At 57.8% G+C, this 13143-nt stretch carries 11 protein-coding genes; 9 read left to right on the forward strand and 2 right to left on the reverse strand.

The window, feature by feature from the left end:
* Nucleotides 1-37 precede the first annotated feature (37 nt).
* From KXD86_RS01240 to KXD86_RS01250, 3 genes are read left to right on the forward strand one after another with little or no spacing between them, the layout of a single operon-like run.
* Entirely contained in the window at nucleotides 38-1159 is a 1122-nt protein-coding gene (locus KXD86_RS01240) for a metallophosphoesterase family protein (protein ID WP_218634275.1), read from the forward strand.
* Complete coding sequence (locus tag KXD86_RS01245) at nucleotides 1156-3795, forward strand: AAA family ATPase (RefSeq protein WP_218634276.1); 2640 nt, start codon at nucleotides 1156-1158, stop codon at nucleotides 3793-3795. The genes KXD86_RS01240 and KXD86_RS01245 overlap by 4 nt, the downstream gene beginning before the upstream one ends.
* 58 nt (nucleotides 3796-3853) lie before the next feature.
* Nucleotides 3854-5224, forward strand: coding sequence for an NADH:flavin oxidoreductase/NADH oxidase family protein (locus KXD86_RS01250; protein ID WP_312846239.1), 1371 nt, complete (start codon nucleotides 3854-3856; stop codon nucleotides 5222-5224).
* Here the strand turns inward: KXD86_RS01250 and KXD86_RS01255 are convergent.
* Both KXD86_RS01255 and KXD86_RS01260 read right to left on the reverse strand, forming a co-directional pair.
* Nucleotides 5211-6029, reverse strand: coding sequence for an SDR family NAD(P)-dependent oxidoreductase (locus KXD86_RS01255; protein ID WP_218634277.1), 819 nt, complete (start codon nucleotides 6027-6029; stop codon nucleotides 5211-5213). The two genes, KXD86_RS01250 and KXD86_RS01255, sit on opposite strands and share 14 nt — an antisense overlap.
* Nucleotides 6030-6068: 39 nt before the next feature.
* Nucleotides 6069-7115, reverse strand: a complete 1047-nt coding sequence (locus KXD86_RS01260; RefSeq protein WP_218634278.1) for a Gfo/Idh/MocA family protein — start codon at nucleotides 7113-7115, stop codon at nucleotides 6069-6071.
* Between the two features lie 550 nt (nucleotides 7116-7665).
* On the opposite strand from KXD86_RS01260, the gene KXD86_RS01265 reads away from it, so the two are divergent.
* The 6 genes from KXD86_RS01265 to KXD86_RS01290 all read left to right on the forward strand — a co-directional run bounded on the left by KXD86_RS01265 (nucleotide 7666) and on the right by KXD86_RS01290 (nucleotide 13137).
* Nucleotides 7666-8496, forward strand: coding sequence for an AraC family transcriptional regulator (locus KXD86_RS01265; RefSeq protein ID WP_218634279.1), 831 nt, complete (start codon nucleotides 7666-7668; stop codon nucleotides 8494-8496).
* Nucleotides 8497-8638: 142 nt separating this feature from the next.
* Nucleotides 8639-8833, forward strand: a complete 195-nt coding sequence (locus KXD86_RS01270) for a Flp family type IVb pilin (RefSeq protein ID WP_218634280.1) — start codon at nucleotides 8639-8641, stop codon at nucleotides 8831-8833.
* A 76-nt stretch (nucleotides 8834-8909) separates the two neighbouring features.
* Nucleotides 8910-9431, forward strand: a complete 522-nt coding sequence (locus KXD86_RS01275) for an A24 family peptidase (RefSeq protein ID WP_218634281.1) — start codon at nucleotides 8910-8912, stop codon at nucleotides 9429-9431.
* 33 nt (nucleotides 9432-9464) lie between these two features.
* Nucleotides 9465-10787 (forward strand): DUF8689 domain-containing protein, encoded by a 1323-nt coding sequence (locus tag KXD86_RS01280; protein ID WP_218634282.1) that lies wholly within the window; start codon nucleotides 9465-9467, stop codon nucleotides 10785-10787.
* Nucleotides 10788-10792: 5 nt separating this feature from the next.
* On the forward strand, nucleotides 10793-11596 hold the full coding sequence (gene cpaB / locus KXD86_RS01285; protein WP_218634283.1) for a Flp pilus assembly protein CpaB: 804 nt from the start codon (nucleotides 10793-10795) through the stop codon (nucleotides 11594-11596).
* Between the two features lie 47 nt (nucleotides 11597-11643).
* Nucleotides 11644-13137: a type II and III secretion system protein family protein gene (locus tag KXD86_RS01290; protein WP_218634284.1), complete on the forward strand. Its 1494-nt coding sequence runs from the start codon at nucleotides 11644-11646 to the stop codon at nucleotides 13135-13137.
* The last annotated feature ends 6 nt before the right edge of the window (nucleotides 13138-13143 follow it).

The following is a 13143-nucleotide window of genomic DNA, read 5'->3' on the forward strand; positions in this document are numbered from 1 at the left end:
ATAGCGCCAAAATTTCCAGATTTCTCAGGGACATAAAATGCCAAAGTTTTTGCATACGGCAGACTGGCAGATGGGCCGGGCGTTTACCCGTTTCGAAACGGAGGACGGTGCCGCCCTGGTCGAGGCCCGGTTCGAGGCCATTGAAACGCTTGCACGGCTGGCCAATGAGCATCACTGCGATGCGGTACTGGTCGCCGGTGACGTCTTTGACGCCCAAACGGTGTCCGACCGCACCATACGGCGGGTATTCAACGCCACGAAGGGATTTGCCGGTCCCTGGGTCATGCTTACGGGTAACCACGACGCCGCTCTGGCAGAGAGTGTCTGGACGCGAGCCCAGCGCCTGGGTGCGGTACCGGAGAATGTGCATCTCGCGCTGCAGCCTGGCGTGATAGATCTGGAACCCGAGCGCCTCAGCATCCTCTGCGCGCCGCTGACCCAGCGCCACACGTATGGTGATCTCACCGAGCCATTCAGTGGTTACGAGACGCCGGAAGGTTCCATCAGAATCGGCCTGGCCCATGGCAGTGTCCAGGGCCTGTTGCCGGACGAGATTGATTCCACCAACCCCATCGCACCGAACCGTGCTGAAGCCAGCAGGCTCGACTACCTCGCCCTGGGCGACTGGCACGGTACCAAACAGATTGATGAGCGCACTTGGTACAGCGGGACGCCCGAGCCGGAAAGGTTTCGTAACAACGAAGCAGGCAATGCCCTGATCGTTGAGGTCTCCGAGCCAGGGGCAGCACCGACAGTGACGCAACTACCAACCGGTCGGTATCAATGGCACCAATGGCAGGAAACCCTCGCGGTACACTCCGATCTTGAACAGTTGCTGGAACGTTTGAACACCTTGCCCGAATCCGCCGTTGTTGATCTGCGCCTCGAAGGCTCGGTGACCCTGGCCGGCGAGGAAACCCTGTTGAAGGCGTTGTCGGTTGCGGAAGCACGATTCCGCAGCCTTCGCTGCGAGCGAAGTGGGCTTCAGCTTGCCCCGACGGACGAAGACATCGCGGCTCTGAAAGCGGATGGCTACGTGGGCGAAGTGGTCGAGAGCCTGCGCGATCGGCAAGAAGGCGCGCAGGATGACACCGCCCGGGATGCACTGGCTATCCTGGCGGGGTTACTGCGGGAACGTGAACAGGAGGCGGGGCAATGAAGCTGCAGCGAATGCGCATCGAACAGCTGCGCCAGTTCCGCAAACCCTTTGTTCTGGACAACCTGCAGCCCGGCCTCAACCTGATTCACGGCCCCAACGAGTCCGGTAAAAGCACGCTGGTACGTGCCATCCGAGCGGCGTTTTTCGAACGCTATCGTTCAACGGCCGTTGATGACCTACGTCCGTGGGGCGACTCCGCCGCGGCGCCCACCATTGAGCTGGATTTCGAGCACGACAACCGCGTTTGGCGGCTCACCAAAAGCTTTCTGCAGCGCAAACGGTGCGACCTGGTTGTTGGCACCGAGTCATACAGTGAAGACGATGCGGAAGAAAAACTGGCTGAACTGCTGGGCTACCAGTACCCGAAACGGGGCGCCAGTAAAGCCGAGCACTGGGGCATACCGGGATTATTGTGGGTCGAGCAGGGCACCGGGCAGGACATTGAGCAGGCCATAGAACACGCCGGAGATCATCTGAAATCCGCCCTGAATTCCATGGTCGGAGAGGTGGCCAGTTCCGGGGGAGATGATCTGATCGAGACCGTTCGCAGCCAGCGGGACGTCCTGCTGACCGGAACCGGCAAGCCCCGGGGCGATTATCTGAAACTGGAAAAAGACCGCGCCCAGTACCAACTTGAAATCGAAGAGCTGAAGGAGCGAGTTCATAAATACCAGGAGCAGGTCGACCGGCTTGGCAAACTGACCCAGGACTATGAGCAGGCGGAAGCCGAACGGCCCTGGGAAGACGCTCAACGCCATCTGGAGGAAGCCAGGGCGCGCTATCAAAAGGTTGAGCGCCTGGAGCAGGAGCAAAACCAGGAGAAGGCCACGTTTGCACAGCAGGAGCAAAACCATCGATTGTTGCAGCAGAACAAAGAGCATCTGGAAGGGCTCAGTCGCCAATTGGAGAGCCGAAAGGCAGAGCTGGATCGCGCTGAGCACGACCTCTCCGTGTCTCAAGCACAGACGCCGGCCGTCACAGGCCGTTTAACCGAAGCCAGAACTGCCTACGAGCAGGCAGAAAAGCAACGGAAACTGGCGGGCCTGCTGCAAACCCGGCAGCGGCTGGAGCAGGATCTAAGGCGGCTGGAACAGCAACAACAAGTGATCAGCCAGAACCTCGCCAAAGCCAGGGAATACCAACAGCAGTTGGAGCAAGCCAGGCAGCAGGTCAGGGAAAACCGGATCGATCCAGAGTTGGTCAAAAAACTGCGAGCGACCGGGAGCCAGCTCAACGAAGAGACCATTCGTTCACAGACCATCGCCACCCGGTTGAGCTGGCAGCTGGACGCTGACGCATCACTGACGCTGAACAACGAACCGCTTGTCGGGCAAGGCGAACAGCAGCTTCTGGAAGAATCGACGCTGGTTATTCCCGGCGTTGGTACCCTGGGCATAACCCCCGGCGGGGAGGAACTGGCCAGCACGCGGAGGAAGCTCAAGGCGCTGGAGGAGAACCTCGCGGAACAGCTGAAGACCCTTGGCGTCGAATCGGTGAAACAGGCAGAGGATCGTCTTTCCACGTTCGAAACTGCCGAAAGAGCCGTAAAGCACGCTGAAGATCTGTTCAAAACCGTGGCCCCGGCGGGCATGGAGCAACTCGTCTTTGAGCAAAGCGAGGCCGAAAGCGAACTGGAAAAAGCCAGGAAACAACTGGAATCCACGCCGAAACCGGATTCGAACGAAACAGTTGCCACCCTGGAGGAAGCCGAGGCCGCGTTTAACCAGACCAGCGCCGCCCTGGATAAAGCGGAATCCGATGAGCGAGCGCATCAGTCCAGGCTGTCGGCCCTGAAGCAGGCGCGGGACAATGCCAAAACGGAATGGCAGCGGCTGGCGGATGAAGAAAAGAGCCCGGAACGCCAGCAGCAACTTCGCCAGATAATCACCGACCTGGCAAACCTCGAAAAGCAGCAGGCCGAACTGGAAGCCAGCCTTGAGCGTCGCGAACGGGAAATCCGCGATGCCCGCCCGGAGTTTCTCCGACAGGACATCGAACGCTATCAGAACGCGGTCAACCAGCTGCGTCAGACCCAGGAAAACCGTGGCCGCGAACTCCGCGATATCAAAGTCAGGCTGGAAGCCTGGGGCGCGGAAGGGCTGGAAGAGCAGCTCAACGAGAAAGAGGCGGAGCTCGACCAGTGCAATCGGCGGTACGAGGAACTGCACCGCCGTGCCCAGGCGCTGGACCTGTTGCTCAATCTGCTCACTGAAAAACGCCAGGCCCTGACACGCCGCCTGCAGGCGCCCCTGCAAAAACACCTCAACCACTATCTCTCTGTGCTTTTCCCGGAAGCCTCGCTGGAAGTGGATGAACAGCTACGGCCGGGCACCTTTAGCAGGGGCACCGAGCTTGGGCTGATCACCGAACTGAGCTTTGGCGCCCGCGAACAGATGGGCCTGATCAGCCGTCTGGCCTATGCCGATCTGCTGCGGGAAGCAGGAAGGCCGACTCTGGTGATACTGGACGACACCCTGGTACATAGTGACAGCGACCGCCTGGAAGACATGAAGCGCATCCTGTTTGATGCGGCCAGCCGGCATCAGATATTGCTGTTTACCTGCCATCCAGAGAAGTGGCAGGACCTGGGTGTGCCGCCTGTGGATATTCAGGCATCGAAGGAGTTGGTGGCTTAGTCTCTTCCGTGGGATCGTTGCGTTGTTCAAAAGCTTTTTCATTCAGAGGTAAATAAACGTGTCGTTCGATTCTGACGATTCAATTTCCCAAAGCACATCGCCCCTCGCCCAACCCCTAAAACTCCCCTGCGGAGCAGTCCTGCCTAACCGCATTGCCAAGGCTGCCATGACCGAAGGCCTGGCAGACGACCGGCTACACGCTACTCACTGCCATGAAACCCTTTATCGGCGCTGGTCCGATGGCGGTGCAGGGCTGTTGATTACCGGCAACGTGATGATTGATCACCGGGTGCTGGAGCGGCCGGGTAACGTGGCGATTGATCCGGCGCCCGATTTAACAAAAGGGAAGGGCGAGCCCGAGGGTATGGCGCAATTGCGTGCCTGGGCTGAGGCGGGCACCCGCAACGGCAACCATTTGTGGATGCAGATCTCCCATGCCGGACGGCAGTCGCCGCGTTACGTTACCTCGCGCCCGATGGGGCCTTCGGCGGTGCAGCTATCGCTGATGGGCAACTACGCGCGCCCTCGGGCGCTCTCGGAGCCGGAGATCCTCGACTTTATCCAGCGCTTTGCCAACGTGGCCCGGATCGCCAAGGAGGCGGGCTTCACCGGCGTTCAGGTGCATGGGGCCCATGGGTATTTGTTGTCGTCTTTTCTGTCGCCGGTCACCAACCAGCGCACCGATCGCTGGGGTGGCTCGCTGGAAAATCGCGCCCGTTTCCTGCTCGAGGTGGTCCGCGCGACTCGCGAAGCTGTGGGGCCGGAGTTTCCGGTAGCGGTGAAGCTCAATTCCGACGATTTCCGCAAGGGCGGCTTTTCACTCGATGAGTCTGTGAGTGTGGTGCGCTGGCTCAATGAAGAGGGTATTGATCTGCTGGAGGTGTCCGGCGGCACCTACGAACAGCCGCGGCTGCTCGGGTACAGTGGCGATTCCGAAACCGCGAGCGACGGGCCGGCCATGCGGGAAAGCACTCGCAAACGGGAAGCTTACTTCCTGGATTATGCCCAGACGATTCGAGAGGTGTGCGACTGCCCGCTGATGGTCACCGGTGGATTCCGGACGCGCACGTTTATGGAAGAGGCGATTGCCAGCGGCGAAACCGACGTGATTGGCCTTGGCCGGCCGCTCTGCACGGATCCGGATACACCCAGGGATCTGCTTGAAGGGCGCATCGAAAAGACCGTTTGCCACGAAGATCACGTCAAGCTTGCCCAGCGCGGATTTTTCTCTCCGGCCAGTCCGCTGATGCCACTCAAAATCATAAATGTACTGGGCGGCCAGGCCTGGTATTACCAGCAGATTTTCCGGTTGGCGGATGGCAAAGAGGCTGACCCGGAGCTGGGTCTCCTCAAGGCCGTCGGGGCATACGTGAAGGATGAACTGAGCCGGGCCCGGCGGGTGAAGAAGGCCCGGCTTATTGCAAGATGATTCTCTGGATCGAGCGGGGAATAAACCGGGTGATAAATTCGGCAAGGTAGGTCTGTGGTGTAACCAGATATCTGGGTTTGGGTCGTGTCGCCTCTGCGGCCCTGTAAATCTTTTTCGCGACGTCCGATGCACTGGCGGTAAAAGGCTTGATGCTGGCGCCTGGCGCGAGCGCTGCTTCCATCGCTTTGTACTTTTCCCAGTGCACGGCGCTTGCCCGGCCAAGCAGGGGCTGCAAAGCCGCGAGTGCATGTTCTCTGAAGCGTGTCTTCACCGGCCCCGGGAGCACCAGCGAAACACTTTCCAGGCTTTTGCTGCCCTGTTCATCAAACCAGAAGCTTTCATGGCCCGTGTTCATCGCGGATTTGGCGGCACAGTAAGCGCCTTTCATTTTCTGGGGCGTGATGGAGAGCACGGAGCTAACCGCGATGACCCGCAAGGGTATGCCGTGTTGTTCGCAGAGCTCCAGGCAGACAGCTGCCAGCTTGATGGGGCCGAACACGTGTGTGCTGAATTGCTTGCTCCACATGGATTCGGACAGGTCGCGAAGCGCGCCGAATTGCCCATAGCCGGAGTTGTTGACCAGGATTACGCTTTCGGCCGCGGCGATTTCGCTGTCCAGCTCGCCTGCAAGGCCCTCGATCTGATCAAAGGACTCAAGGTCCAGTGTCATCTCGAGGGCTGCGGACTCCACGCCTGTTGGCTGTCGTGAGAGGGCAATAACTCTGTAGCCTTGCCGGGCAAAAAGGTCGCAGGCCTCACGGCCAATGCCGGCGCTGGCGCCGGTTATCAGGGCCAGTTTTGTCATCGCAGTCTGCGCATCCGAATTTCATCCATTCAACGTGTCTTAAAGGGAGACAACCGCGCCGTTCGATTCTGCGGATTCGAAAAGCGCAGACATTACCCGGTGGCAGGCCAGGCTGCGCTTCGGCCACGTGTCCTCCAGCTCACCCGTCAGGATAATGTCCGAGAACTTCTCGACGAGCTTCACCACGTGGTCGCACGGCTCCACCTCCTGCACCGTGTCCTTGCCCTCCACGTCACCCAGGATGTACCTCGAGCTTCCGGTGAATCGTTCTCCGTAGGCGGCGAAATTGCCACTTCTGCCTTGTCCGCCAACCAGATCGTCGATGCGGATAAGGCCGGCGTCGCCAACCATTTCTACCTGCGAGCGGTGCGCGAGTTCGCAACCCGCATCAAAGGTTGCCATACGGCCGTTGGCAAACCACAGGGTGCCACCACAGGCGACGATGGTATCGATGGAGTTCTTTGAGACGAAGTTCATCTGGACGCGCTCGGGCAGTTCGTACCCGTAGCTCCACAGTGTGGCACTGATTGGATACCAGCCCTGATCACCAAAACAGCCCATGGGTTCCCGGGATTTGTCGGTGCGGCCGTTGCCGCCTTCATACCATTCCCTGGAGGGTGCCTTGAAGGTGAACGCGCTGGTCACACGCCTGACATCGCCGATGTCGCCGTTTGCAATACGCTTCTCGATCTCTTGCGTGCGCGTGCTGTGCAGCCACATGGTTCCGTCCATGAACTGGACGCCGTTCTCTTTGCAGACTTCGATGGCTTTTTCGATGCCGTCAGCCAGGGGCTTTTCGGCGTAAACGTGCTTGCCGGCGCGGGCTGCTTTCTTGATCCATTCGTTACGCAACGCTGTCGGAACAGGAAGATACACGGCGTCGATACTGTCATCAGCGAGAAGCTCATCGTAGGAACCGAAAGCCTGCGGCACGTTGTGCTCGTCTGCCCAGGCCTGGGCACGGTCGAGAGCACGGCTCGCAACGGCGGCGACCTCAGCGTTTTTGGCATCGTGCATTCCCGCCACCACCTTGGTGGCAATTTCGGCGGTACCAATGATTCCCCAGCGGATTTTGCGATTTTCCATAGTCAGTCTCCAATCAGGTTTTCCTGGTCCACGATCCGTTTGAGCTTATACCCCGGAAGCCGATACTGCCCCCGGTATTGGAAGGCATTCTGGGCATCCTGACTCTGAACCCGAGTTAACACTCTGCTGCCAATCGCTCGGGTCCATGACATACCCAATGGGACTCGTTTTCTGATGGGTATGAGTTGTCCTCTTGGCTAACCACATTACCGAAAAACCAGCCCCGGAGTAACGGTGGTACGCCCTTGAACGACGACCTTTGACCTTGCCAAGATTGTCCAGACGTTCCAGTCGCTGTTTTTTTGGCCACTTCTCATTGAACGGCTCCTCAGGATTCCTGTTTTGTGATTGTTACTAACCCGTTGATACGCCCGCAGAAGGGCTTCTCGCTCAACCATTCCAGCGAAACCAATGCGACAGATCCATCAATATTCAGCTTGACATGTAGCTGGGCACTACCTATGCCTATATAACGGCTGGTTAACAACAAAAAGAACCGGTCGTAAAGAAAGTTGACAGATGTCAGGGTCAATGCGACGGAGTGCGTACCATGGAAAAGGCTACCATTGTGCTTTTGGATGCCACCCAATACGGAGCTGACCAAGAGCTTGCCAGAATTATTGATACAAGGTTCCCTTTGGAGCGCCGTGACAAAAATGCCGGACTGGATGACATTGGTGCAAACGGTGAGAATGTCATTCTCTGTTTTGAATTCGACTTTCCCGATATCTCGACACTCTCTCTTCTCAACGAGACGAAACACGATCATCCCTCGATCCCAATCCTGATGTTTACCGAACAGCACTCTGAAGCGCTGGCGGTCTGGGCATTGCGGGCACGCGTGTGGAATTACTTTGTCAAACCGGTTGCACCGGAGGCGGTTCTGTCGTCGCTATCGATTCTGGCCAGCATGATGGCCACGCCGAGAATACGAGATTGTCGGAATCTCGTTATCCCGCCGCAGCGTTTGCCGGACGATGCCCGTTTTCAGAAGCATCGGGCAGAGGACAAGCTTGTTGAATTGGCCGTTGCCCACATAGAGCAACACTTGCACGAGAAATTGTGCCAGAGCGACATCGCAGACCGGTGCAACACAACCAGCTATCACTTGAGTCGGGCGTTCAAGCAGCTCTATGGAATCACGTTCCAGGATTACATCATGCGCCGCCGGCTGGACCGAGCCGGTGAGCTTCTTCGTAATGCCAGTGCGACCGTCTCGGATGTTTGCTGGACGGTTGGTTTCAGGGATGCGTCCTATTTTTCCCGGATGTTTCACCGCCACACCGGGATGACACCGTCCCAGTATCGACGTAAGTGGCTGAATACACGGGTTGAGCATGAACAAACCGACCTTAATGTCCCGGTGGCCCTGCGTCCCTGAACATTAACTTTCTGCAAGATTCTCCTGTTTTTTGCCCAGAATAGTCCTAACCCACCTGTAACACTCCTGACTAATCTGACCTTACGGCGAACGGAAACGCCGCCGTAAGGAAACTCAGATAATCAATAGCAGGAGCTAGATGATGAAAAACCTCAAGTCAAAAATTGCTCAGTTTCTTCGCGATGAAGAAGGTCTGGAACTGTCCGAGTATGCGGTAGCGGGTTCTCTTATCGTCATTGGAACCGTTGCGGCCTTTGCCGCTCTGTCAACTGAAATCGGTCTGGCGATCGACGAGATCACCGGTGTGATCAGAGACGGAGCGCCGGCGGCTCCATGAGGAGCTAAACCAAGGAAGGGGTGGCTACGGGATCATCCAGATTCCGTACCGCCAGCTCACAGGAGTGTGGACTCTCATGACCGATACAAACTGGATGTTGCCCGTCCTCGCTGTTGCGCTTGTGATTGCCGTCGTAACCGATCTGACCGCTCACCGAATTCCGAATTGGTTGACGCTGAGTCTGGTTGTAGTGGGGTTGGCTGGACAAGCTGTAGTAGGGCACTGGCAGGGATTGCTGGTCGGTCTTGGAGGCGGGTTGGTGGGGCTGTTGTGCTTTCTGCCCCTCCACATTTTTGGAGCAATGGGAGCCGGCGATGTGAAGCTCATGACCGCCGTGGGCGTGCTGTTAGGCCCCCAGACCGCCTTCGTCAGTGTGTTGGCGACCATTGCCTTTGGTGGCGGGATTGCTCTGGTTTTTATCGGGTTGCGGGGTGGGCTCGGTGCGTTTTGTCGCCGTTATGGCCGAATGGCGGTCATGCTGGCATCGCGAAAGCCCGTCTATCTGGCGCCGGCCGTGGGGGAAGCGGCAGCTGAGCGTTTCCCATACGCCCTGGCCATTGCCTGTGGATCGTTCTTTTCAATCTGGTATTTGGCCTGATACCGGCACGGCAGCCTCTGGGAGTGTTTAGCAATGGACGCAGACTATCTATCTCTGGATGAGCCTTCTCTTTCTGTTCACCGTGCGGCCAGATGCCCACGTCCTCACAACATCGAAGAGACCGGGCTCGACACCTACTTCATTGCCGACCTGGTGCTGAAGCATCTTCATCACCTTGGCAACCAGACTCTGGCCCAACTATCCAAAAACGTTTGTCTTCCGGGCGCAGTCGTCGAACCGGTTCTCCTGATGCTCCGAAAGGAAGCCCGGGTAGAGGCAAAGGGCGCCGATTCCGGTGGCCAGGGCATTCGCTATGCGTTGACCGACCGAGGCTTCTCGGCTGCTTTGGATGCCTTGTCACGGGACGGATATGCCGGGCCTGCGCCGGTCCCCCTGGACGACTACGCCAGGCTGATCCGGGCGCAATCTGTTTCCGATTGCTCGGTGACGTCTGCGGATATTCGGCGCCTGTTCCAGAACACGGTTCTGGAAGAGTCGCTCATTGATCAATTGGGCCCGGCGGTACACTCCGGCCGTGCCGTGTTTATCTACGGACCTCCCGGGAGTGGAAAGAGCTACATAACCCGGCAGTTGGTCAAGCTGTTGAACGGTCCGATCTTTGTGCCTTATTCCATATTGGTTGGGGGCAGTGTGGTGGCCATTTTTGATCCGGAATTCCACCATCCGGTAAACCGCTCGGAGCAGGATCCCGTTCACTTGATGGATGGCCACGATCCCCGCTATCAACTCTGCCATCGTCCGGAGGTTGTCACCGGCGGCGAGCTTACCATGGATCTCCTGGACCTGACCTTTGATGCCGACCGAAAACAGTACCAGGCGCCGCTGCAACTGAAAGCAAGCAACGGCATGTTCCTGATTGACGACCTGGGGCGTCAGAAAATGCCTCCGTTGTCCTTACTGAATCGCTGGATCGTCCCGATGGAGGAGAAGCGGGACTTTCTCCACCTCCGGGCCGGCCAACACTTTGCTGTGCCTTTCGACATGCTGCTGGTGTTTTCCACCAACCTGAACCCTCTGGATCTGGCCGATGAAGCGTTTCTGCGTCGGATTGGTCACAAGATCCGCTTCAACACCCTGGAAAGTGCCCCATACCTGCAACTGTGGGCGCAGGTGTGTGAGCAGTACGGAATTGAAAACAACCCTGAAGTAACCCGTTACATGATGACGGAGCTGTACCCCATGCAGGGAAGCGCTTTGCTGCCATGCCATCCCCGGGATCTCTTGAGCCTGGTCAGTGACTATTGTCGCTACCGGGGCGAGCCTCCGGAATTGAGTATCGAAGCCATTCGCTGGGCCTGGAAAACCTACTTTGTGCAGTTTGCGGATGAGAGGTGATCGCTATGTTTAAAAAACGGACTTTTGTCATGTTGACCTTTGCCCTTGCCATGGGCCTTGCAGCCGCGTTTGTGGCCAAGGGCTGGGCGATAAAACGGCTGACCGTCTCAGAAGAGGAGGCTGGAATAGCGGTGGTGGTGGCGTCCATGCAGATACCCTTTGGGAAAAAGCTCGAGGAAACCGATCTGCGGATCGAAACCATGCCAAGCCACTTGGTGCCTTCAAGCGCCTACAACGACATTGAGAGCCTGACCGGGACCGTCGCAATGGGAACGATCTATCCCGATGAGATTGTGATGAAGGAAAAGGTCGCGCCATTTGGTGGGGGCAGTGCGTTATCCGCAGTCATTGGGCGCAACAAGCGAGCGGTAACCGTTCGGGTGAATGATGTTGTCGGGGTCGCCGGCTTCCTGATGCCGGGTAACCGTGTCGATGTCGTTGCGGCCAAGCCGGAGGGTAATCGCCGAGACTACCGGACCGAAACGCTGCTGGAAGACGTCAAAGTGCTGGCGGTCGATCAAAGCGCCTCGCCCGAAAAGGACAAGCCGGTCATCGTACGGGCAGTGACTCTCGAACTCTCACCGGTCGAAGCTGAGCTCCTCGTTGAAGCTACCCAGGAAGGCATGGTTCAGCTGGCGCTGAGAAACCCTCTGGATGACAGCAAAAAGCCAAAACCTGAAGTCAAGCCGGAAGTCGTCGCTGAAGCACCGAAGCCAAAGCCAGCCCCCAGAAAGCGGGTGGTTGCGACCTCTCAGCGGGTCACTGTAATCCGGGGAACCGATGTAAGCACCTCAAAAGTATCGATGTAAGAGACCTGTCCGCGAAGAAAAGGACGTCACGCAGGGAGAAGTTGGTGATGAAAACAATCATGAAAATGGCAAGGAAGAACCGGACGCAGTGGCTTCAAGCCGGAGTGATGGGGCTCTGCCTGCTGGCATTGGCTCCGGGTCTGGGCGCCCAGGTCATGGTGTCCTCCGGCATTGAGCGGCAGATGGTCGATGTGGCTCTCAATCAGTCCCAGATTCTTTATCTCGATGAGCCCATTGCGAAAGTGTCGCTGGGGAATCCGGAGATAGCGGATATCCTTATTCTCCGGTCACGGCAACTCTACGTGGTTGGTAAGAAGCTGGGTTCGACCAATGTGACCCTCTGGGATAACAACAATACCGTCGTCAGTGTCCTCGGAATTGAGGTGACCCACGATCTGGAGGGGCTGAAAGCCCGGCTGCACCAGATTCTCCCCGATGAAACCATCGAAGTTCGCTCCGCCCAGGGAGATATCGTCCTGAGTGGGGAGGTGAGCAGTGCGCCCCGGGTTGATACTGCCGTCCAGTTGGCTCGCAGTTTTCAGGGCGGTGGTGAGGTCCCGGGCAATGTCCTGAACATGATGCAGGTGGGTGGTGCCCAACAAGTGATGCTCGAGGTTCAGGTGGCCGAAGTGTCCCGGGATCTCCTGAAAAACATTGGCGCGCGGTTCGAGGTTCTCAACGTGGCCAAGAACGTCACCTCGGGCGCCAGTCGAGGCGCGACCGCTCTGATCGGGGCACCGATTGCCGGTGGGGGTGCCGGAATTACCGGTGATGTCACCGCGATCGTCCGGGAGCCACTTGGCTATGACACCAGCGGCCTGTTCGCCAGTTTCCTCGACGGTACCACGCTGTTTGACCTGGTGATTGAAGCCGCGGAAGAGAACAACTTGGCGAAAGTGCTGGCCGAACCAACCCTGACGACCCTCACCGGACAGGAAGCCACGTTTCACGCCGGTGGCGAGTTCCCGGTTCCGGTAGCTGGCGATGAAAATAGGGTCACCATTGAGTTCAAGGACTTCGGGATCAGTCTCGGTTTTCTGCCCACCGTTCTTGACTCCGGCACCATCAGTCTGAAGCTCAACATCAAGGTGAGTGAGCTGAGTAACCAGAACTCGATTGCGCTGGATATCGAAGACGCCGGGGCAACTTTCTTTATTAACTCACTGACTAGCCGAAGCGCTTCTTCCACGGTTGAGCTGGGTAACGGTCAAACCATCGGCGTCGCTGGTCTGATTAACGAAACGCTCCGGGAGCGCGTGAACAAATTCCCGGGCCTTGGCGATATTCCGGTGCTTGGACAGCTTTTCCGGAGTCAGGAATACATCCAGGGCAAAACCGAGTTGGTGATTCTTGTGACGCCGCACTTTGCCAAGCCCGTCGATCGCGAAAAATTCACCCTCCCGACCGACCGCTTTGTTGAACCCAGTTCTCTCGAATTCTACCTGCTTGGATTTACCGAGGGCTGGGGAGCAGGGGATCGCCCGCAATCCAAACCCATGCGTAAGGGCGGCGTTGAAGGTCAATTCGGACACGAACTCTAAGGTGGA

It is taken from the genome of Marinobacter arenosus (assembly GCF_019264345.1).
In the GTDB taxonomy this organism is placed as follows: Bacteria; Pseudomonadota; Gammaproteobacteria; order Pseudomonadales; family Oleiphilaceae; genus Marinobacter; species Marinobacter arenosus.

Bases quoted from the DNA above. Each gene is read 5' to 3' on its own strand.
- KXD86_RS01240 (WP_218634275.1), top strand. From the start codon at position 38: ATGCCAAAGTTTTTGCATACGGCAGACTGGCAGATGGGCCGGGCGTTT.
- KXD86_RS01255 (WP_218634277.1), bottom strand. From the start codon at position 6,029: ATGACAAAACTGGCCCTGATAACCGGCGCCAGCGCCGGCATTGGCCGT.
- cpaB (WP_218634283.1), top strand. From the start codon at position 10,793: ATGTTTAAAAAACGGACTTTTGTCATGTTGACCTTTGCCCTTGCCATG.
- KXD86_RS01260 (WP_218634278.1), bottom strand. From the start codon at position 7,115: ATGGAAAATCGCAAAATCCGCTGGGGAATCATTGGTACCGCCGAAATT.
- KXD86_RS01275 (WP_218634281.1), top strand. From the start codon at position 8,910: ATGACCGATACAAACTGGATGTTGCCCGTCCTCGCTGTTGCGCTTGTG.
- KXD86_RS01245 (WP_218634276.1), top strand. From the start codon at position 1,156: ATGAAGCTGCAGCGAATGCGCATCGAACAGCTGCGCCAGTTCCGCAAA.
- KXD86_RS01265 (WP_218634279.1), top strand. From the start codon at position 7,666: ATGGAAAAGGCTACCATTGTGCTTTTGGATGCCACCCAATACGGAGCT.
- KXD86_RS01280 (WP_218634282.1), top strand. From the start codon at position 9,465: ATGGACGCAGACTATCTATCTCTGGATGAGCCTTCTCTTTCTGTTCAC.
- KXD86_RS01290 (WP_218634284.1), top strand. From the start codon at position 11,644: ATGAAAACAATCATGAAAATGGCAAGGAAGAACCGGACGCAGTGGCTT.
- KXD86_RS01270 (WP_218634280.1), top strand. From the start codon at position 8,639: ATGAAAAACCTCAAGTCAAAAATTGCTCAGTTTCTTCGCGATGAAGAA.